At 72.5% G+C, this 20541-nt stretch carries 14 protein-coding genes; 6 read left to right on the top strand and 8 right to left on the bottom strand.

Translation table 11 applies throughout. The annotated features are described in order from the left end of the window. A partial coding sequence (locus tag ACJ73U_RS24970; protein WP_407780134.1) for a hypothetical protein occupies positions 1 to 328 on the top strand: 328 nt, incomplete at its 5' end. A gap of 17 nt (positions 329 to 345) precedes the next feature. Here ACJ73U_RS24970 and ACJ73U_RS24975 read toward each other — a convergent pair. The 8 genes from ACJ73U_RS24975 to ACJ73U_RS25010 all read right to left on the bottom strand — a co-directional run bounded on the left by ACJ73U_RS24975 (position 346) and on the right by ACJ73U_RS25010 (position 7976). Continuing rightward, on the bottom strand, positions 346 to 1569 hold the full coding sequence (locus ACJ73U_RS24975) for a glutamate synthase-related protein (RefSeq protein ID WP_407780135.1): 1224 nt from the start codon (positions 1567 to 1569) through the stop codon (positions 346 to 348). Between the two features lie 50 nt (positions 1570 to 1619). Further along, positions 1620 to 2627 carry an asparagine synthetase A gene (locus tag ACJ73U_RS24980; RefSeq protein WP_407780136.1) on the bottom strand — a complete coding sequence of 336 codons (1008 nt, stop codon included), beginning with the start codon at positions 2625 to 2627 and terminating at the stop codon, positions 1620 to 1622. After that, positions 2605 to 3930, bottom strand: a complete 1326-nt coding sequence (locus ACJ73U_RS24985) for a methylaspartate mutase (protein WP_407780137.1) — start codon at positions 3928 to 3930, stop codon at positions 2605 to 2607. The genes ACJ73U_RS24980 and ACJ73U_RS24985 overlap by 23 nt, the downstream gene beginning before the upstream one ends. Then, positions 3927 to 4412, bottom strand: coding sequence for a cobalamin B12-binding domain-containing protein (locus ACJ73U_RS24990; protein ID WP_407780138.1), 486 nt, complete (start codon positions 4410 to 4412; stop codon positions 3927 to 3929). Before ACJ73U_RS24990 ends, ACJ73U_RS24985 begins: the two co-directional genes overlap by 4 nt. A 158-nt stretch (positions 4413 to 4570) precedes the next feature. Continuing rightward, on the bottom strand, positions 4571 to 5143 hold the full coding sequence (locus ACJ73U_RS24995) for a TIGR00730 family Rossman fold protein (protein WP_407780139.1): 573 nt from the start codon (positions 5141 to 5143) through the stop codon (positions 4571 to 4573). 24 nt (positions 5144 to 5167) lie between these two features. Continuing rightward, on the bottom strand, positions 5168 to 5401 hold the full coding sequence (locus ACJ73U_RS25000; protein WP_407780140.1) for a phosphopantetheine-binding protein: 234 nt from the start codon (positions 5399 to 5401) through the stop codon (positions 5168 to 5170). A gap of 23 nt (positions 5402 to 5424) precedes the next feature. Further along, complete coding sequence (locus ACJ73U_RS25005; RefSeq protein WP_407780141.1) at positions 5425 to 6726, bottom strand: Zn-dependent hydrolase; 1302 nt, start codon at positions 6724 to 6726, stop codon at positions 5425 to 5427. Next, positions 6723 to 7976 carry a class I SAM-dependent methyltransferase gene (locus ACJ73U_RS25010; protein ID WP_407780142.1) on the bottom strand — a complete coding sequence of 418 codons (1254 nt, stop codon included), beginning with the start codon at positions 7974 to 7976 and terminating at the stop codon, positions 6723 to 6725. Before ACJ73U_RS25010 ends, ACJ73U_RS25005 begins: the two co-directional genes overlap by 4 nt. 163 nt (positions 7977 to 8139) lie before the next feature. Between ACJ73U_RS25010 and ACJ73U_RS25015 the strand changes: the two genes are divergently transcribed. The 5 genes from ACJ73U_RS25015 to ACJ73U_RS25035 form a co-directional block, all read left to right on the top strand. Beyond that, positions 8140 to 9423, top strand: coding sequence for an MFS transporter (locus tag ACJ73U_RS25015; RefSeq protein WP_407780143.1), 1284 nt, complete (start codon positions 8140 to 8142; stop codon positions 9421 to 9423). After that, the gene (locus ACJ73U_RS25020; RefSeq protein ID WP_407780144.1) at positions 9420 to 10352 is read left to right on the top strand and encodes a kinase; all 933 of its coding nucleotides are present in this window, start codon (positions 9420 to 9422) and stop codon (positions 10350 to 10352) included. Before ACJ73U_RS25015 ends, ACJ73U_RS25020 begins: the two co-directional genes overlap by 4 nt. 33 nt (positions 10353 to 10385) lie before the next feature. Then, entirely contained in the window at positions 10386 to 15269 is a 4884-nt protein-coding gene (locus ACJ73U_RS25025) for an amino acid adenylation domain-containing protein (protein ID WP_407780145.1), read from the top strand. A 29-nt stretch (positions 15270 to 15298) separates the two neighbouring features. Further along, entirely contained in the window at positions 15299 to 15502 is a 204-nt protein-coding gene (locus ACJ73U_RS25030; RefSeq protein ID WP_407780147.1) for an MbtH family protein, read from the top strand. 22 nt (positions 15503 to 15524) lie between these two features. Further along, a partial coding sequence (locus tag ACJ73U_RS25035) for an amino acid adenylation domain-containing protein (RefSeq protein ID WP_407780146.1) occupies positions 15525 to 20541 on the top strand: 5017 nt, incomplete at its 3' end.

Raw genomic sequence — 20541 nt, forward strand, 5'->3', positions numbered from 1 at the left:
CGAACAAGCCCAACTGCTGCTGCGCCGGGCAAGCCTGCTGGGCACGGCGGGCTTCGCCAGCTGGGTGTGCGCGCCGATGCTCGACCTGGCCGAGGACGCCGCCGACGACGCCCTGGCCGAACTCGTGAACGCCGGCCTCCTCGACGTGGCGCGCGAAGCGAACGGGCAGGTCCGGTTCCACCTGCGCGGCCTGCTCCGAACGTTCGCGCTGACCCAACTCGCCGAGGAACCGCACGCGGAGCGCGTAGCCGTGCTACGCCGGATATTCGACGTCGAGTCCCTGCTGTCGACCGCCGTGCCCGCACCCCGGAACGCGACCAGCACCTGAAACCTCGGGGAGCCGGGCTAGAACCAGATGTCCTCGAGGTCGAGTGCGTCGACGGTGTACTTCCCCAGCGCACTGATGATCATGCGCAGCTCGAGCGCGAGGCAGTCGACCAACCGCACGAGCCCGTCGTCCCCGTCCTCGTCGACCGCGAGCAGGGCAGCACGGCCGAGCCCGACCGCGGTTGCCCCCATGGCGAGGCACTTGGCCACCCGAGTGCCCTCCCACATGCGCCCGGACGCGAGCAGGCACGACGACTGCCGGCCGATCCGCGACAGGCACTCCCCCAGCGACAACCCGACGTGGTCGAGGAAACCCAGTGGCGCCCAACCGGTACCCGCCTCGGCTCCGTCGACCGTCACCGCGTCCGCACCGGCCTCCCAGGCCACGGTGCACGCCTGCAGCACGTCACGGGCCGGCGGCAGCTTCACCCACCGCCGCGCACGCGGGAAGTTGTTGCCCATCAACCGGACCTGGTGGCGCAGGATCTCGGCGGTGAACGTCCCGGGACTCGCGCACCGCAACACCCGAACGCCCTCGGCGCCGAACGCCGGGTCCAACGTGTACTGGTCGGCGACGCGTGCCGCCGCGGCCCGGTCCAGCACGGTCATCCCACCCAACCCGGGCTTGGCGCCCTGCCCGACCTTCAGCTCGAAGGCCAGCCGACCGGAGTCGAGCAGCGGCCGCACACCGGGATCGCTGTAGACCAGGTTCCAGACTTCGGCATCCGCGTCCTCGGTGCTCTGCTGAACCACCACTCCCCCACCGTCGCCGAGTTCCGCCGCGTAGGCCCGGATCCGGCCGAGCAACGACGCCGAACTCCCCTCCTCGGCTCGCCGGTACCCGTTCACCGGCACGATGTTCTCCCCGACGCACATCGGGATACCCAACCGGCCGGCCTGCCGGCTCGCCGCGAGCCCGAGGTCGCCGGTGGCCACCCTGGTCGACCCGAAGGCCGACAGGTACACCGGCAGCGGCGAGCGGAACCCGCCGACGACGGTGTCGAGCACGACGTCCCGGTGGGTCGGTTCCCGCGCGAGATCGATCAACCGTTCCAGCCGGTGCGGCGTGAACACCGGCGGCACCAGCCGAGCGGAGTCGATCAGGTCGGCGCCGGACCGGACCGCCGCGCCGAACACCGCGGTGCCGTAACCGTCCTCGGGCGGGAACACCGCCGCGCACCCGGTCCGCGCACGCGTGCGAACCGCGGCGGCCGGGAAGTGCTCCGCCCGCAGCCCTACCACTGGCCCGTCCCCTCGCCGAACCGGTGCGCCGCCGGATGGCTCGGGCGCGCTCATGGCGACACCACTCCCGGGAGTTTCGGATACGCGCTGGCCTGCCAGACGGCAGGCAGGCCGGCGACGTACCGGGTGAACCGCTCGAGACCGAGGCCGAAGCCCGCGCTGGCCGGGATCCCCTCGCGCACCATCCGCAGGTACCAGCCGTACTTGGCCGGGTTCTCACCCGTCTCCCGCATGCGTGCGACGATCCGCGAGTACTCGAACTCACGCTCGCTGCCGCTGCACAGCTCGCCGTACCCCTCGGGTGCGATGAGGTCGAAGTTCCGCAGTACGCCGGGCTCGCCGCGGCTCTCCCGGTCGTAGAAACCGCGGGAACCCTTGGGATAGTCGACGACGAAGAACGGCGCGTCGGCCTTGTCGGACAGGACCTGCTCGCCGGCCCAGTCGATCTCGGCGTGCGGGTCCTGGGGATGGCCGAGCTCGCGCAGCACAGCCACGGCGTCGGTGTGCGACATCCGGTCGAACGGCCGGTCGACGAACCCGGTGAGCGCCGCCGGGTCGCGGCCGAGCAACTCGAGCTCGGCCGGCAGGTCGGCCACGACCCGGCGCACGACGTGCCGGACCAGCCCGGTCAACACGCTCTGGACGTCGTGCGCGGACGCACCGGCGATCTCGACGTCGATCTGGTGGAACTCGGCGAGGTGCCGGTCGGTCGACGCGGTCTCGGGCGGCTCCAGCCGCACGTTCGGCGCGACGTAGAAGATCTTGTCGAAGGCGAGCAACGACGCCTGCTTGTACAGGATCGCGCTCGTCATGAGCTTGTACCGGTGGCCGTAGAAGTCGACGTCCACCTGTTTCGACCCGCGTGTGCCGGGATCGGTGACCGGGCCGATGATCGGCGCGAGCAGCTCGACGAAGTCCCTGGCGGCGAAGAACTCCCGAGCGGCGCTGAGGATCCGGTGCTGGATCCGCAGCACGGCGCGGGTCACCGGGGACGACAGGTGCTCGCGTGGTGAGGTGGGCGGGCGGCGGTCGAGCTCAGTGCGGTAGGCGTTGGCCATGGCGTTCGTTCCCAGCGTGTCGGAGGGGAGCTTGTCGACGGGTGGGGTGGTCGAGACGGCGCCGGTGATGGGTGAGGTCGGCGAGCAGCCGGGACGCGCCGACCCGCTCGGTGCGCCGCCGGCCGCCCAGTGCGGCCGGCAACGGCAGCAGGCCGGTGTCCCACCACACGAGGCGGCCGTCCGTGTCGAGCACACACCGGGCTTCGTTGCGGTTGTCGGGATGCAGGCAGTACGGCACGTCCAGCAGGCCCCGTTCGAACGCGAGCGGCAGCGCCTCGGTGAGCGTCGGCGCGAGGTTGCGCACCTCGTCCACGAGCACGCGGGCCTGCAGGTACACCTCGGTGTCGCCGTCCGGCGCCGGCTCGGGACCCGGCTCGGCCAGCGCGCACTCGTGCGCCAGCCGCAGCGCCTCGAGGTTCTCCGCGACCGTCGGGATGCGGTGTGCCTCGGCCGTGGTCTTGACGATCAGGCGTTCGGTGCCGGTGCGGACCGCGAGCCGCACGCTGTCGGCGAGCAGGACCCGGCCGCCGGCCTGGGTCGAGGGGTACAGCCCCATGTAGGTGTAGAGGACGAGGTGGTGATCGACCACTGTGGACAGCTCCTCGGCACACAACCGGCGTAGCGCCCACAGCGCCTCGATGTCCTGGTCGGTGTTCGTCTGCTGGGCATAGCTCGCCGACACACTGCCCAGTCCGTGCTCGACGAAGAACAGGCACTCCAGCACGGACAACGCGACCAGCAGGCCCGGCGGGCACAGCTGACCGAGCATGCAGCCACCGAAGCTCTCCAGGTGGCACAGCACACCCCGGTCCCGCTGGGCGGCGAGCATCCGCACCGCTCGCGACCACGCCGCGGTGGCCACCCGCACCGGGATGCGGCTGTAGGGCAGGCAGTACGACACCGGGCCGCCCTCGGACGCGTCGAGCCCGGCCGCCAGCATGGTGGCGAAGATCTGTTCCGGTTGCGCGGAACCGTGCCGCACCTGCACCGGGAACCTCGCACTCGCCACCCCGTCCAGCATCCGCGCGGTGCGCGCCAGCGGGATCGCCACCAGCGGGTAGCCGTTGAGCTCCACCCCGGCCGCGCACGCCGCGGCGGCCTGCTCGTGCTCGTTGTGCCGGGTGTAGCTGTCCAGGGTCACCGTGCCGATGGCGGGCAGACCGGCGGACCGCACGGCCAGCAGCCCCTGCCGCATCCGCGCCGGGTCGCCGAAGCCCATCCGCGGCTGCAGGGTCAACGTCCCGGCCCGGCGCTGGTCGGCGATGAACCGGCTGAACTGCGACTGCGGCTGCCGCGCGGTCATCTGGCACCCGCGGCACGCGCCTCGACGAACTGGCGCAGCTGCTCGACGGCGCGTGCCGGTCCGTCCACATCGGCCGGGAACACCGCGTCGTAGCCGCGCGCGAGCAGGTCCCGGCGCAGACCGGGGCCGGCGTCGCCGCGCGTGCCGAACCTGCCGCCGATGACGACGACCAGGCCGGCCAGCGCGGGGTCGGCGCGCAGCGCGTGGATCACCCTGGCCCCGTCCACCTGCCCGTGCCCGTTGACCGTGCTGAGCACGACGTAGTCCGGACGCTCGGCACGGCAGGCGCTCAGCAGCAGGTGCACCGGAACGCACGGACCCAGGTTGACGACCCGGTGCCCCATCTCCTCGATGAGCAGCTGCAGAACGACCAGGTTCCAGGTGTGCGAGTCGGTGGGCACGCTGGAGACCAGGAACTTCAGCCGGCCACCGCCAGCCGAGGTCGCCGCGCGGTTCCTGGTGTCGAGCTCTGGTTTCCCCACGTTTCCCAGTATCGGCACCCGGGTATCGAATCGATATTCGTCCGTTTCGGCTACCGGCCCGACAGCACGTCGGCAGCCGCGCCGCGTGCCGTCCGGCCCGACGGATGACGGGTGGGGGGCTCGTCCAGGCCGACGTCGGCCGATCACCGGGGCCACGGTCACGACCCGACCGTGACACCCGCCTGCCCGACCACGGCCACGGCGGCGGCCACCGTGTCCACGATGGACAGCAGGTGCCGGTCGTCCGGCGAGACGAATCCCTCGTGGGTGGCGTGGTCGACCATGCCCAGCAGGGTGTCGAAATAGCCTGTCACGTTCAGCACGACGATCGGCTTGCGGTGCAGACCGATCTTGCGCCAGGTCAGGATCTCGAACAGCTCGTCGAGCGTGCCGAAACCACCTGGCAGTGCGATGAACGAGTCGGCCAGGCGGTACATGGTCGACTTGCGCTCGTGCATGGTGTCGACGAGGTGGCACTCGTCGACATCGGTCTTGACCGGGTCGTGCTGGGTGAGGTGGCGTGGGATCACCCCGATCACGTGCCCGCCCGAGCGGAGCACGGCGTCGGCCAGCTCACCCATGAGCCCACCGGCGCTGCCGCCGTACACCAGGCCGATCCCGCTGCCGCCGAGCGCGGTGCCCAGCTCCCGCGCACAGTCGAGGAAGCCGGGGCGGTGGCCGGCCTTCGCGCCGCAGAACACCCCGACCCGGCGCACCGGCTCAGCTGACATCACGCACTCTCCTCCGTGGTCCGGCTACGCCGGCTGCTCGGCGAGACGGGTGATCGCCGCCACGAACTCACCGAAGACGGGGTGGTCGAACAGCACCCGCAGGGACAGCCGGGTCGCGACGTGGGGCTGCAGCCGGGACATCACCCGCGCGCCGGCCACCGAATGCCCGCCCAGCTCGAAGAAGTTGTCCAGACAGGATGGTCCGGGACACCGCAGCACGTCCCGCCACGCCTGTCCGGCCAGTTCCGCCAGAGCCACGCCAGCACCCGGGTCCACTCCCGTCACCACCTGTCCGCCACCAGCCGCAGCGCCGCGTTCAGGAGGGTGTCGGCGCCGGCGACGAGCAGGTCGTCGTCGGTGTGCTCCTGCGGCGCGTGGCTGACGCCGTCCCGGCTCGGCACGAACACCATGCCGACGGGTGCCGACCGCGCGACGATCTGCGCGTCGTGCCCCGCACCGCTGAACATCTCCAGGTGCGGCAGCCCGAGATCGTCGGCCGCCGCGACGACCGCCGCGCGCAGCCGGTGGTCGGTCCTGGTCGGCCGGGTCACCCGGCGCAGGTCATGGTCGATCCTGGTGCCGGTCGCCGGGCCGAGCGCGGACAGCTCGGCGACGAGCGCGCGTTCGGCGGCACGCAGGCGCTCCGGCCGGCCGTCCCTGATCTCGGCGGTGAGCCGGACCGTGCCGGGGATGACGTTGGTGACGTTGGGCTCGCCGTCGAGGCAGCCGACGGTGCTGACCGCGCACAGGTCGCGGCCGGTGGCCAGCCGCTCCACCGCCAGCACCACCTGCGCCGCCACCACCAGCGCGTCCCTGCGCAGGGACATCGGCGTGGTGCCGGCATGGCCCTGCACGCCGTGCACGGTGATGTCGATGATGGTGCGCCCGGTGATCGCCTCGACGACGCCGATCGGGATGTCCCGGTCCGCCAGCACCGGCCCCTGCTCGATGTGCAGCTCCAGGTAACCGGCGATCGCCCCGTCCGGCCAGGCGGCCGCGCCGACCGTGTCGAGGTCACCACCCGCGGTGCGCAGGGCGTCCGGCAGTGCCGTGCCGTCCCGGTCGGTCGTCGTCGCCGCGCGGGCGAGGTCCAACCGGCCGGTCAGGCCGAGCGAGCCGAAGAACGGGTAGGGGAAGCGGGCGCCCTCCTCGTTGCTGAACGCCACCGCGACCGGCTCGTAGGCCGGCGCCGACTCCAGCCGCGCCAGGGTTCGCACCACCTCGCACGCGGCCACGACACCATAGGTGCCGTCGAGCCGGCCGCCACGCACCACGGTGTCCACGTGGGACCCGAGCAACAGCACCGGCCGGGCCGGATCCGCCCCGCGCCGGCGCACGATCAGGTTGCCGGCCTGGTCGGTCCGGGCGACCAGCCCGTCTCGGCGGTACCGCTTCGCCAGGTAGGCGCGGGCCTGTGCCTCCTCGGCGCCCAGGCCGGTCCGGGTGATGCCCGCGCCGGGCTGTGCGCCGATCCGGGAGATCTCCCCCAGGACGTCGAGCAGGCGGGCACCGTCGAGGTGCGGGGCGTCGCCGGCCAACCGCGGTGAACCGCCGGCCGTGCGCCGGTTGGTGGGGGCGCTCATGTTCGCGCCCACCCGTTGGTGGCGGCATGCGCGGGGGGAACCAGTGTCACGTGCGGGAACTCCGGGGTGGTGAGCATGACGCGCGCCTCGTAGACGGAGTTGAAGTCCATGCCCCGGCCGGTCTCGGCGAAGATCTCCCGGCCGGTCCTCGTGCCGTCGACCTGCTCCCAGATGTCGCGCACCGCGGCCGGTGCGGGGAGCTTCCTGACCGGTGTCGCCCGGGGATCCAGCGTGTAGCCGCCGTCGTCGCCGAGCAGGTACCGCCGTTTCACCGCGGTCGGCCGGTCCAGCACGCTGTCCAGGAAGAGGCGGTTGCGGTCCACGTCCGACACGCGGCCGGCCCCGTTCCGGTCGGGACGGAGGTAGAACCACAGCATCGGCGAGCGGTTCAGGTGGAGCAGGTTCACCAACTGCCAGCGCGCCTCGTCCGGCAGGGCGCAGAACCGGTCCCGCAGACCGGTGTCGGCCAGGTCGAGCGTCCACCGGAACAGGTTGTTCGCCTTGTCGATCGCGTTGACCTTGGGAGCCTCGAGCAGCAGCCCGCACTCCCCGGCGAGCCGGGAGAGCGTTCGGACGTCGTAGGACTTCTCGCACGGGTTGGTCCAGACGTCGGCCCAGTCCGGCTCCGGACTGTCGGCCATGGCACGCAGGCTCTGGGTCAGCGTGCTCTCGACCCGGATCGAGCCGGCCAGGGCACGGGCCGAGGCGAGGCGGGCGCGGTGGTCGGAATCGTCGCCGGGCAGCAGTATGCCCAGCGCCTCCTGGAACGCGGACGACTCCACCCGGTGGAACCGGTTGTACACCATCAACTCGAGCACACCGTCGTCCCGCAGTGCCGCCGCCAGCCTGCGCAGGCACCGCTCCGGTTCCGGGTTGTGGTGCACCACACCGGTGCAGATCACCAGGTCGAACTCCCGGTCGTGGCCGCTGTGGGTGATGCCCTGCTGTTCGAGCCGCAGGTTGGTCACCCCGACCTTCCCCGCGTTCTCCGCACAGATCGCCAGCGACTCGGCGGAGACGTCCGTGCCGAGCACCCTCGCCAGGGGGAACCGCAGCGCGGTGATCAGCGCCTGGTTCGTGCCGCACCCCGCGACCCAGATGTCGGCGAACGGACCGGTGTCGGACCTGCCGACCTCCTGCCTGACGAACGTCTCGTGGAACGCCGGGTCACTGATCGTGTCGAAGAACATCGGCCGCCAGGGATACGGGAACATCCCGTAGAACGACGACACCGTGTTTTCGTGTCCCACCAGTTTGGCTCGCGCCGGCATGAGCACAGACAAACTCGCGCAATTATCTGTTCCGTATTCGTTCGCGATCGGTTGGATAATTCTCGGGCGGAGTATTGACGCCCTCATATCGGGTGTGCTGATGTTTCGATGTCGACGATCGCGCGACGGAAAAGGGAATTTCATGGGAACGGCGTGGAATCTCGTCGCACGTAACCGAAGCTACCGGCTGCTGCTGACCGCCGGTCTGATCTCCCTGTCCGGGGACTGGATCTTCAGCATCGGCATGATGTTCTCCGTCTTCGCGGTCACCGGCTCGGCGCTGGCCGCCGGCGCGATCGTGTTCACCGCCCTGCTGCCCCACTTCCTGCTCGGCTCGGTGGCCGGTGTGTTCGCCGACCGGTGGGACCGCCGGACCACCATGGTGGCCGCGAACGTCTCGCTCGCCGTCTCGCTGCTGCCCGTGCTGTTCGTGCACGGCACCGGGCAGCTCTGGATCATCTACCTCACCGTCGCGGCGCAGAACTCGATCGCCCAGCTGTTCACCTCCGCCGAGGCGGCGTTCGTGCCCGCCGTCGTGCCGCGGGAGGAGCTGGTCGTGGCCAACGCGCTCAACGGGCAGAACAACCAGGTCGCCCGGCTGGTCGGATCCGCGCTCGGCGGGGTGATCGCGGTCGCCGGCGGGATCATGGCCGTGACGGTCGTGAACGTGGCGAGCTACGCCGTCGCGGCCGCCCTGATCGCGTGGATCCCGGCCGCCACCGGGGCCCGGCGCGACGAGGGTGCCGAACCGCGCACGGCCGGCCGGGCCCGCCGGACCTGGCGCGAATGGGCCGACGGGGTCCGGCTGTGCGGCCGCGACGCCGACCTGTCCGCCCTGCTCGGCTACCGGGTGCTGTCGAACTTCGGCGAGGGGGTCCTCAGCGCCCTGTTCGCGCCGTTCGTCATCGGTGTCATCGGCGCGAGCGGCGCGCAGTTCGGCGCGGTCAACGGGATCCAGGCCGTCGGCGGCATCGTGGGCGGGATCGCCATCGCGACGTTCGCCGCCAGGGCGAAGCCGGTCGAGCTGCTCGGGTACGGCGCCATGGTTTTCGGCGTGCTGGCGCTGCTGTTCGCGCTCTACCCGCTCGCACTGCCCGGCGTGTGGCCGGCCTTCGCGCTGCTCGCGGTCGTCGGACTCCCCATCGCCGCGCTGAACGCCGGTTTCTACACCCTGCTACAGCTGCGCGCGCCGGAGGACTACCGCGGCCGCGTGTTCGGCGCGATCTCCGCGGCGGCCGCGGCGGCGATGCTGCTGGGCACCGTGCTGGGCAGCACGCTGGCCACCACGGTCGGCGTGCTCCCGCTCATCGCGGTCCAGGGTGTCATCCACATCGTCGCCGGTCCGCTGGTGCTCGCCCGGCTGCGGCGGATAGCGCGGCACCAGGCCGCCGCCGTGCCGGTCCCCACCACGGCCGGCCCGCCGTGACCGACCTGGTCGTCACCGCGCGCGGCGATCTCCGACACGGTGCGGGCATCTCGTTCGGCACCTTCGGCGAGCTGCTGCAAGGGGCGCTTCCCGGGCCGGACCAGGACTTCCTGGTGACCCTGCCGATCGTGCGCTGGTCGACGGCCCGGCTCACCCTGCTCCCGGACGCCGACGAGCTGCGGGTGGAGCCGGCGCACAAGCACAAGTCGCTGCGGATCGCCCGGTCGGTCCTGGCCTGCCACGGGGTGGCACCGGGCGGCCGGTTGCTGGTGACCAGCCAGCTCCCCGAGGGCAAGGGCATGGCCAGCTCGTCCGCCGACCTGGTCGCGACGATCCGGGCCACCGGCAAGGCCATCGGACGTCGGATCACGCCGCGCACCGCCGAGGCGTTCCTGCGCACGATCGAGCCGACCGACGGGCTCATGTACCGCGACGTGGTGGCCTTCTACCACCGCAGGGTGGAGCTGTACCGCTGCCTGGCCGCGCCGCCGCCGCTGACCATCGTGGGGGTGGACGAGGGCGGTCAGGTCGACACGGTGAGCTTCAACGCGACCCGCACACCGATCACCACGGGCGAGCGGCGGGAGTACGCCCGGCTGCTCGACCTGCTGGCGGTGGCGCTGGCGTGCGGCGACCTGGCCACGGTCGGCCGGGTGGCGACCAGGAGCGCGGAGCTGAACCAGGCGCGCTGTCCCAAGCGGTACCTGGACCGGCTGCGCGAGCTGTGCCGGCAGGTCGGCGGGCTCGGTGTGGTCGTCGCGCACAGCGGCACCGTCCTCGGAATCCTGATATCCAACGACGACCCCGACCACGCGGGAAAACTCGCCGACGCGACAACCGCGTGCCATGAGCTGGCCGGCAACGTGTCGGTCGACTACACGGCCGACCCCGTATCCGTGCTCCGGCGTGCCCGGATATCCGTTGGATAGGCCACCAATACCGGAAAGCAGAACATAGGAAACATGGCTGACGTGTGGCAGCGAACCGCGCCGCTTTCCTACCAGCAGGAGCGGATGTACCTGTTCGAGGGGCTCGACTCCGGCGCCTCCGCCAACAACCTCGCCTTCGTGCACTGGATCGACGGCGACCTCGACACCTCGGCGCTGGCCGCCGCCGTCGCCGAGCTGCACCGGCGGCACGAGATCCTGCGCACCCGGTACCCGGACGGCGCGACCCAGTGCGTGTCCACCCCGGACGGTCACCGGCTCCCCTTCGTCGACCTGGCCGGCGACGCCGATCCGGCCGGCGAGATCGGCCGGCTCCTCGACGAGTCGGTGAACCGCCCGTTCGACCTCGCCGCCGAGGCACCGGTGCGGTGGACGCTTTTCGCGGTCGGTCCCGGCCGGCACGCGTTGACCCTCGTCGTGCACCACATCGCGTTCGACGCGTGGTCCAAGGCGGTCGTCGACACCGAGCTCTCCGAGCTGTACCAGGCCTTCCACAGTGGATCGGCGCCCGCGCCGGCGCGGGCGGGGACGCGGTACGCCGACTACGCGACCCGCCAGCGCGGCCGCACCGCGCAGGAGCTGCGCGCGGACCTCGACCAGTGGGTCCAGACCATGGCCGGTGCTCCCCCGACAATGCGGCTGCCCTTCGACCGGCCCCCGCGCGCCCGCACCGGGTTCGCCGGGCACGCCAGCCGCGCCGCCATACCCGCGCCGCTCATGCGCGAGGTGGAGCGACTGGGCGCCACGGCCCGGGCCTCGGCGTTCATGGTGCTGCTCGCCGCGTTCGCGGGGCTCCTGGCCGCTCGCGGCGGCCAGCGGGACCTGGTGATCGGGGTGCCCACCGCCGGCCGGGGCGAGCTGGACCTGGAACCCCTCGTCGGCTGCTTCGTGGACACCGTCCCGTTCCGGATCCGCCTGGCCGGCCTGGACACCTTCGCCGACCTGCTGTCCCACGTCCGGGACGTCACGCTCGACACCCACGACCGTCCCGAGGTGCCGCTGGCGCGGCTGGTCGCGGCACTGCGGCCGGACCGGGAGCCGGGCCGGGAACCGTTGGTACAGGTGGTGTTCCAGGTGAACAACGCGCCTGCCGAGGCACTGCGGCTGCCCGGCCTCACGGTCACCGGGGAGGGCCGGACGCCCACCTCGACCGACGTCGACCTGACCCTCACCGTCGGCTACGACCACGACGGTCCGGTCGGGCAGTGGCAGTACAAGACCGAGCTGTTCGACGCCGGCACGATCGAGGAGCTGCGGCAGGAGTTCCACCGCATCCTCTCCCGGGTCGTCGAGGACCCCGCCATCCCGCTCGCCGACCTGCTCGACCTCGCCACGACCACCCCGACGGACACCGCGGACACGGCGGATCCCGCACCCGACGACGTGCTCGGCGATCGGACCGCGCCGCGCACCCCGACCGAGCGGCTGGTCGCCGACATCTGGACGGAGATCCTCGAGGTCGACGCGGTCGCCACCGAGGACAGCTTCTTCGACCTCGGCGGCCACTCGCTCACCGCGGGCCAGGTGGTGGCCAGGATCGGCGAGCTGGTGCCCACCCTGTCCACCCGCGGCATGCTGCGTGACGTGCTCCGGTACCCGGTCCTCGCCGAGTTCGCCACGGTGCTGGCCGACCGGATGAGCGCGGCCGTCATCGCCGCGGGCCCGGCCGCCGCCGGCCGGCCCGCCGGCGGGATCCCGATCATCGACAGGGCGCACCCGCTACCGCTGTCGCTGAGCCAGAAGCGGCTGTGGTTCCTCGACCAGTTCCTGACCGGGAGCACCCACTACTTCATCCCCATGGCCGTGCGGATCACCGGCGAGCTGGACGTCCCGGCCCTGAGCCGCGCGCTGCGGGAGATCGTCGACCGGCACGAGGTGCTGCGCACCAGCGTGTCCGTCGTGGCCGACGAGCCGGTGGGGCTGGTGCGCACCGCCGAGGAGTTCACCCTGGAACTGGTGGAGTCCGAGCTGGCCGACCGCACCGGGGCCGGTCTCGCCGCGGCGGTCGCCGAGGAGGGCTTCCGGCCGTTCGACATCGAGCGCGGGCTACCGATCCGCGCGACCCTGCTGCGCCTCGGCGACCGGGACCACGCGCTCTGCCTGACGGTGCACCACATGGTGTTCGACGAGTGGTCGACCTCGATCTTCTTCGCCGAGCTCGAAGCGCTCTACGGCGCCTTCACGGCCGGGCGGCCATCGCCGCTGCCGCCGCTTTCCGTGCAGTACGCCGACGTCGCCGCCTTCCAGCAGTCCCGTGCGGACAGCCCGGAGTTCGCGGCGAAGCTGGAGTTCTGGCGTGCCGAGCTCGACGGCGCGGCACCGTTCGAGCTCACCGGCGACCTGCCCCGGGCGCCGCACCGGGGTGCCCCGGCGGTGGTCCGGTCGTTCACCGTCGGCCGCGAGGTGACCGCCGGGCTGGAACGGTTGGCGACCGGCACCGGCGCGACGCTGTTCATGGCCCTGCTGACGGCCTGGCAGACACTGCTCTACCGCTACAGCGGCGTCGCGGACATCACCCTGGGCACCACGGCCGCGGAACGCGAGGTCACCGAGTCGGAGTCGCTGATCGGCTTCTTCATCAACATGCTGGTGCTGCGCGCGGACCTGTCCGGCAACCCCGGCTTCGCCGAGCTGCTCGCCCGCACGCGCGACCGGACGCTGGAGGCGTACGCGCACCAGGACGTGCCGTTCGACCGGCTCGTGGCGGAGCTGGGTGGGGAGCGCGACCTGTCCAGGACCCCGATCTTCCAGATCGTGGTCCGGCTGTCCAACGAGCGCGGGCGCGACGCCGTCCTGCCCGGCCTCGCGGTCAGTCCGCTGCCCGGCCCGCCGATCCCGGCGAAGTACGACCTCGAGCTCGACTTCGCGCACCGCGACGGCGGTCTGGTCGGCGCGGTCCGCTATGACACCGGGCTGTACCTGCCCGCCACGATCGACCGCCTGGTCGGGCACTTCACCACCCTGCTCGGCGCGATCGCGGCGGACCCGACGACCCCGATCGACCACCTCGACCTGGCCGGCCCGGCGGAGCGGGCGGCCGTGCGCGAGCTGATCGCCCGCCCGCGCGTCGAGGTGCCGGACCGGTGCCTGCACGAGCTGGTCGAGGAGCAGGTCGCGTGCACACCGGACGCGGTCGCGGTGACCGACGACGGGGGCGCGGTCAGCTACGCCGAGCTGGACGCGTGGGCGAACCGGGTCGCCGGTCTGCTGCGCGAGCACGGCGTCGGACCGGACGTGGTCGTCGGCGTCATGCTCGACCGGTCGGTCGGGATGGCCGCCGCGCTGCTCGGCGTGCTCAAGGCGGGCGGGGCATACCTGCCGATCGAGACCGACACCCCGCGGGCGCGGATCGCGCGGTTGCTGGCCGACGGGAAGGCGCCGGTGTGCCTGGTCTCCGCCACGCACGCCGGTCTCGTGGCCGACGCCGGCGGCCGGCCGTTGGCGCTGCCGCCCAGCGGTGGGCCCACCACCGCCCCGGCCGTGGCCGTCCATCCGGCCAACCTGTGCGCCGTCTACTACACCTCCGGCTCGACCGGCCAGCCCAAAGGGGTGGCCAACACCCACGCCGGGTGGGTCAACCGGATGTGCTGGATGCAGCGGCACCACCCCCTGCGGCCGGGCGAGACCGTGCTGCACAAGACCACGCTCACCTTCGACGACGCGGCCGTGGAGATCTTCTGGCCACTCATGGTCGGCGCGCGGGTGGCGATGCTCGGTCCCGGTCTGCACCGCGATCCGAGGGCCATCGCCGACGCCGCGGTCCGGCACCGCGCGGTGCACGTCCAGTTCGTGCCGAGCATGCTGGACCTGTTCCTGGAGACGCTGACCGACGCCGACACCGACGGGCTCGGCGCGCTGCGCAGCGTCCTGTCCAGCGGGGAGGCCCTGCGCCCGGCGCTGGTGCGGCGGTTCCGCGACCGGTTCGGCGACCGGGTGACGCTGGACAACACCTGGGGCGCCACCGAGGTGTCCATCGACTCGACCTGCCGGGTGTGCCGGCCGGAGGACGCGAGCCTGGGCGGTCGCAGTGTCTCCATCGGGGTGCCCATCGACAACAACGAGGTGCTGGTGCTGGACCAGCGGCTCGACCAGCTGCCGGTCTGGCTCGCCGGCGAGCTGTTCATCGCCGGTGTGGGGCTGGCCCGCGGCTACCTCGGCGACCCCGGGCGAACCGCCGAGGTGTTCCTGCCCCACCCCTACCGCCCCGGCGAGCGGGTCTACCGCACCGGCGACTGGGGACGGCTGGGCGCCGACGGCGCGCTGAGCTTCCTGTCCCGGCGCGACGACCAGGTCAAGGTGCGCGGCGTGCGGGTGGAGCTGGGCGAGGTCGAGCACGCCCTGCGCGTGCACCCCGCGGTGGCCGACGCCGCGGTGATCGCCTGGGAGGCGGTACCCGGCGACAAGCGGCTGGCCGCCTACGTCGTGCTCCGGGGCGGCACGACGTGCTCGCCGAGGCTGCTCACCGAGCACACCAGGGAACTGCTGCCGGGCTACGCGGTACCCGGCTCGGTCCTGGTCGTGGACGCGCTTCCCCGCCACGCCAACGGAAAGCTGGACCGGCGTGGCCTGCCCGCGCCGGCGATCCACGACGAGCACGGCGAACCGCCGGTGGCGCCGCGCACCAGCGCGGAGCGGATCGTCACCGAGATCTGGGCGAGCGTGCTCGGCACCCCGCACCTCGGCGTCAACGACGACTTCTTCGCCGAGGGCGGGCACTCGCTGCTCGCCACCCGCGCCATCGGGCGGATGCGGCAGGCGTTCACCACCGCGCTGCCCCTGACCCTGATGTTCGAGTGCCCGACACCGGCCAGGGCGGCGGCGATGGTCGAGGAGATCCTGCTCGCCGAGATCGCCGAGCTCACCGACGAGCAGGCACGCGAGCTGCTGGGCCAACCGTGACCACCACGAGGAAGGCGGGCGACCACCCGATGTACAAGGTCGTGATCAACGACGAGGAGCAGTACTCGATCTGGCTCGCCGACCGCGCGGACCCGCCGGGCTGGCGCGGTGTCGGGGTGCGCGGCTCCAAGGAGGAATGCCTGGCGCACATCGAGAAGGTGTGGACCGACATGCGCCCGCTGAGCCTGCGCCGCCGGATGGCCGGCGCCGACGGCGAACCGCTCGGCAACTAGGCACTGGGACCAGGGGTTCACCATGAGCACGACACCGTTCGACACCCGGCGGCTCTCCCCGGCCAAGCTCGCCCTGCTGGAGCGGCGGCTGCGTGGCGAGGGAGCAGGCGGCGACGGCGGCATCCCCTCACGCCCGGCCGGGGAGCCGGTGCCGCTGCCCCCCGCACAGCACGCGCTGTGGGTGGTGGACCAGGTCCTGCCGGACAACTCGGTGTACAGCGTGCACCGGCAGTGGTGGCTGCGTGGCCCCCTCGACGTCGACGCGCTCCGCCGCGCCCTCGACGAGCTGGTTCGCCGCCACGAGATCCTGCGCACCACCTATGTGGACGCCGGGGAGAACCAGCCGGTGGCCGTGATCGGCCCGGACCGCGGCGCTGGTCTTCGGGTGGTGGACCTCACCGCGGGAGAGCGCGCCAGGGACGATGCCGTAGCCCTGGCGCAGGAGGAGCTGCGGCGCGGGTTCGACCTGGCCGCCGGCCCGGTCCTGCGGGTGAGCCTGTTCCGGGTGGACCCCGGGGAACACCTGCTGCTGCTCACCATGCACCACCTGGCGTGCGACGGCTGGTCCTGCGCGGTGCTCGGGCGTGAGCTCGGTGAGCTGTACTCGGCGCACGTGCGCGGGGTGCCGGCGTCCCTGCCTGAGCCGGTGCTCCAGTACGCGGACTACGCGCGCTGGCAGGCCGATCGGGTGCGCGGCGAGCTGGGCGAGCGGCAGCTCGACTACTGGCGGCAGGCGCTGGACGGGATCCGGCCGGTGCTCGCGCTGCCCACGGACTTCCCCTACCCCGCACGGGCGAGCTACCGGGCGAAGCGGGCCGGCCGGGCGCTGCCCGAGGTGTCGACCGCCGCGGTGCGCGCGCTGTCCCGCCGCTACGGGGTCACCCTGTTCACCACGCTGCTCGCCGCCTTCGGGGTGGTGCTGGAGAAGTGCAGCGGGCAGGACAGCTTCGCGGTCGGCTCGCTGACCTCCGGCCGGGACCGCGTCGAGGTGGCGAACCTGGTCGGCCTGTTCGCCAACACGGTGCCCATTCCGGCCGACCTGTCCGGCAACCCCACGTTCGCCGAGTACCTCGACCGCACGCACCGCGCCGTGCTCGGCGCGCTCGACCACCAGGACGTCTCGTTCGAGCAGATCGTCGCCGCCACCGCCCCGGCACGCGAGCCGGCGCGCAACCCACTGTTCCAGGTCCTCTTCCAGCTGGTCGACCAGGCCGAGGAGGACTGGCGGTTCGAGGGGCTGCGGACCGAGTACGCCAACCTGCACAACGACTCCGGCAAGGTCGACCTCGCGTTGTTCGCCATCGACTTCGGCGACCGGATCGAGCTGCGGATCGACTACTCGACCGACCTGTTCCGCGCCGAGACCGCGGCCCGGTTCGCCGACCGGATGGCGACGGTCCTCGAGCGGTTGGTCGCCGACCCGGACACCCGCCTGTCCGATCTGGACATCCTGCCGGACCGGGAGCGGGCCGAGGTGACCACCGGGTGGAACGACACCGCGGCGGAGTACCCCACGGCCACCCTGCCCGAACTGTTCGAGGCGGCGGTGCGCCGGGCGCCGAACGCGACCGCGGTGACCGACGTGGACGGCGGCACGGTCGGCTATGCCGAGCTCAACGCACGGGCCAACCGGCTCGCCCACCACCTGCGCGGGCTCGGGGTCGGGCCCGAGTCGGTGGTCGGGGTCTGCGTCGAGACCTGCGTCGAGGTGTTCGTCGCGCTGCTCGGCGTGCTCAAGGCCGGCGCCGCCTACGTGCCGCTCGACCCGGAGCACCCGGCCGACCGGCTCGCGTTCATGTTGTCCGACACCGGTGCCCGAGTGGTGGTGACCCACGGCGCCGCGGCCGCGGCGCTGCCGGCGGAGTTCGCCGGCACCCTGGTGTCGCTGGACTCCGCCGAGTTCCCCGACGGCCTGCCCGACCACGACCCGGTTCCGGTCGCCGGTCCGGACAACCTGGTCTACGTGATGTACACGTCCGGTTCGACCGGCCGGCCGAAGGGCGTGCTGATCTCGCACGCCGGCCTCGTCAACTACCTGTGGTGGGCGATCGACGGGTACGGCCTGTCCGGCGCGTCCGGGGCGCCCATGCTCGGCTCGATCGCGTTCGACCTCTCGGTGCCGAACTTCTTCCTGCCGTTGATCGGCGGGAAGGACGTCACGTTGCTGCCCAGGGACAGGAGCCTCACGGCGCTGACGGACCTGCTGCGTGGCCCCGGCGACTACAGCCTGCTCAAGCTCACCCCGGGACACCTGGACGTACTGCGCGGAATGCTGCCCGAGCAGGACAGTGTCCACTGTGTACGGACCTTCGTGGTCGGCGCCGACGAGGTCCGGCCGGAGACCGTCGCCGCCTGGCGGAAGGTCGCGCCGAACGCGCGGATCATCGACGAGTACGGCCCGACCGAGACCGTGGTCGGCTGCTCGACCTACCTGGTGGACGAGGACTTCGACCCGTCGGTCCCGGTGTCCATCGGCCGGCCGATCGCGAACACCCGGATGTACGTGCTCGACGAGCGCCTCGAACCGGTGCCGGTCGGCGCGGTCGGGGAGCTGTGCATCGGCGGCGCGGGAGTCGCGCGCGGGTACCTCGACCGGCGCGGGCTGACGGCCGAGAAGTTCGTGCCGGACCCGTTCGCCGCCACGCCGGGGATGCGGATGTACCGCACCGGTGACCTCGCCCGGTTCCGGGCGGACGGGAACCTCGACTTCCTCGGCCGCATCGACCACCAGGTCAAGATCCTCGGCTACCGGATCGAGCTCGGTGAGATCGAGGCCAGGCTGCTGCTGCACGAGCGGGTCAGCGAGGCCGTCGTGGTCGCACGGGAGGACACCCCCGGGCACAAGCGCCTGGTGGCCTACGTGGTCGCGCACGCGGGCGGGGATGTCGACGCCGACATCGACGTCGACGAGCTGCGCGGGTTCGTCGCCCGGTCGCTGCCGACCTACATGGTGCCCCGGGTGTGGCTGGTGCTGGACCGGCTGCCGCTGACCGCGGCCGGCAAGGTGGACCGCACCGCCCTGCCCGACCCGGAGCCCGCCGGTCCACCCGCCGGGACGCGGCACCAGGCCCCGGCCACCCCGACGGAGGCCGGCCTGGCCGAGATCTGGGCCAGGACGCTGGGGTGGGACGAGGTCGGCGTGCACGACGACTTCTTCGAGCTCGGCGGGGACTCCATCCTGGCCATCCAGATCGCCGCCAGGGCCAGGAAGGCGGGGTTCGCGGTCACCGTGCGGCAGGTGTTCGAGCACCACACCGTGGCGGCGCTGGCGGCGGCGGTCGGCTCGGGCACGGCGGTCGCGGTGCGGGCCGACCAGCACGCGGTGTCGGGCGCGGTGGCGCTGACCCCGGTGCTGCGCTGGTTCACCGAGCACCCCGGGCTGCGGCACGACCACCTCAACCAGTCGATCGTGCTGGACTGCGATCCCGCCGTGCGCCCCGACGTGGTGGCGCGCGCGCTGGCGGCGGTGGTCGGGCACCACGACGCGCTGCGGATGCGGCTGTCCCACGTGGACGAGCGCTGGCGGGCCGTGGTCGCCGAGACCGAGCCGCACCGGTTGGTGCGGGTGGTCGACCTCGCGGGGTTGGCCGAGCGGGCGCGGCGGGAGGTCCGCGACCGGGTCGGCCACGAGGTCCAGTCGGGACTGTCCCTGGCCGACGGGCCGATCGTCGCCGCCGCGGTGTTCACCGATGGCGACCGGGGCACCGAACTGGTGATCGCGATCCACCACGTCGCCGTGGACACCGTCTCCTGGGGCATCATCCTCGAGGACCTGGACACCGCGTGCCGGCAGCTCGACGCCGGCGAGCCGGTCGCCCTGCCGGCCAAGAGCACCTCCTTCCAGTACTGGGCGCGGCGCCTCACCGACTACGCGAACTCCCCGGAGTTCGCCGACGAGGCCGCCTCCTGGGTGCGAACGGCCCCGACCGCGGCACCCCTCCCGGTGGATCACGACCACGGCCCGAACTGCGAGGCGTCCGGCCGGGTGGTGGAGGTGGTGCTGCCGGCGGCGCGCACCGACGCGCTCCTGCGCCGCGTGCCGGCGGTGTACCGGACCGAGATCAACGACGTGTTGCTCGCCGCGTTGGCCCGCACCCTCACCGAGTGGACGGGCGGGGACTCCGCGCTGGTGGAACTGGAGGGCCACGGGCGCGAGCCGCTGTTCGACGACGTCGACCTGTCCAGGACCGTCGGCTGGTTCACGAGCGTGCTGCCGGTGGAGCTGTGTTCGCCGGCAGCCGGCGGGTGGGGGGACCAGCTCAAGGCGACCAAGGAGCTGCTCCGGGCCGTGCCCCGGCACGGCATCGGGTACGGACTCGCCCGCTACCTGCGTGCGGACACCGCCGCGGAGCTGGCGACGGCGCCGGCGCCCGCGCTCTCGTTCAACTACCTCGGCCGGCTCGACCGGCAGCGCGACACCGGGGGCCGGTTCCGGGACCGACCGGAAACCCTGGGCACCGAGCGGGATCCGGACGGCGAACGAACACACCTGATCGGCGTCACCGCGTTGGTCAGCGCGGACACCCTGAGGCTGTACTGGGGTTACTCTGCCAACCGGCACACCGAGGAGACCGTGCGCCGAGTCGCGCAGCGGTACCTGGCGCACCTGACCGACCTGATCGACCACTGCCTGGCCGCCGACGCGGTCGGCGCGACCCCCAGCGACTTCCCCCTCGCCGGTCTGGACCAGCCCACCCTCGACGGGCTCCTCGCCCGGCTGCCCATCGCGGCCGAGGACGTCGCGGACCTCTACCCGCTGTCCCCGCTGCAGTCGGGCATGCTGTTCCGCTCGATCTTCGACCCCGGGTCGGCGGACTACTTCGAGCAGACCGGGCTCGTGCTGCGTGGCGAGCTCGACGTCGAGGTCTTCGCGGCGGCCTGGCAGCGGGTGGTGGACCGGCACCCGGCGCTGCGCACCGTCTTCGCATGGGACGGGCTGCCGCACCCGTTGCAGGTCGTCCGGCGGCACCAGCCGGTCCGGCTCGAGCGGCTGGACTGGACCGGGGTCGACCCCGGGGAGATACCAGTACGACTCGACG

Source organism: Actinophytocola sp., assembly GCF_045807065.1.
GTDB lineage: Bacteria > Actinomycetota > Actinomycetes > Mycobacteriales > Pseudonocardiaceae > Actinophytocola.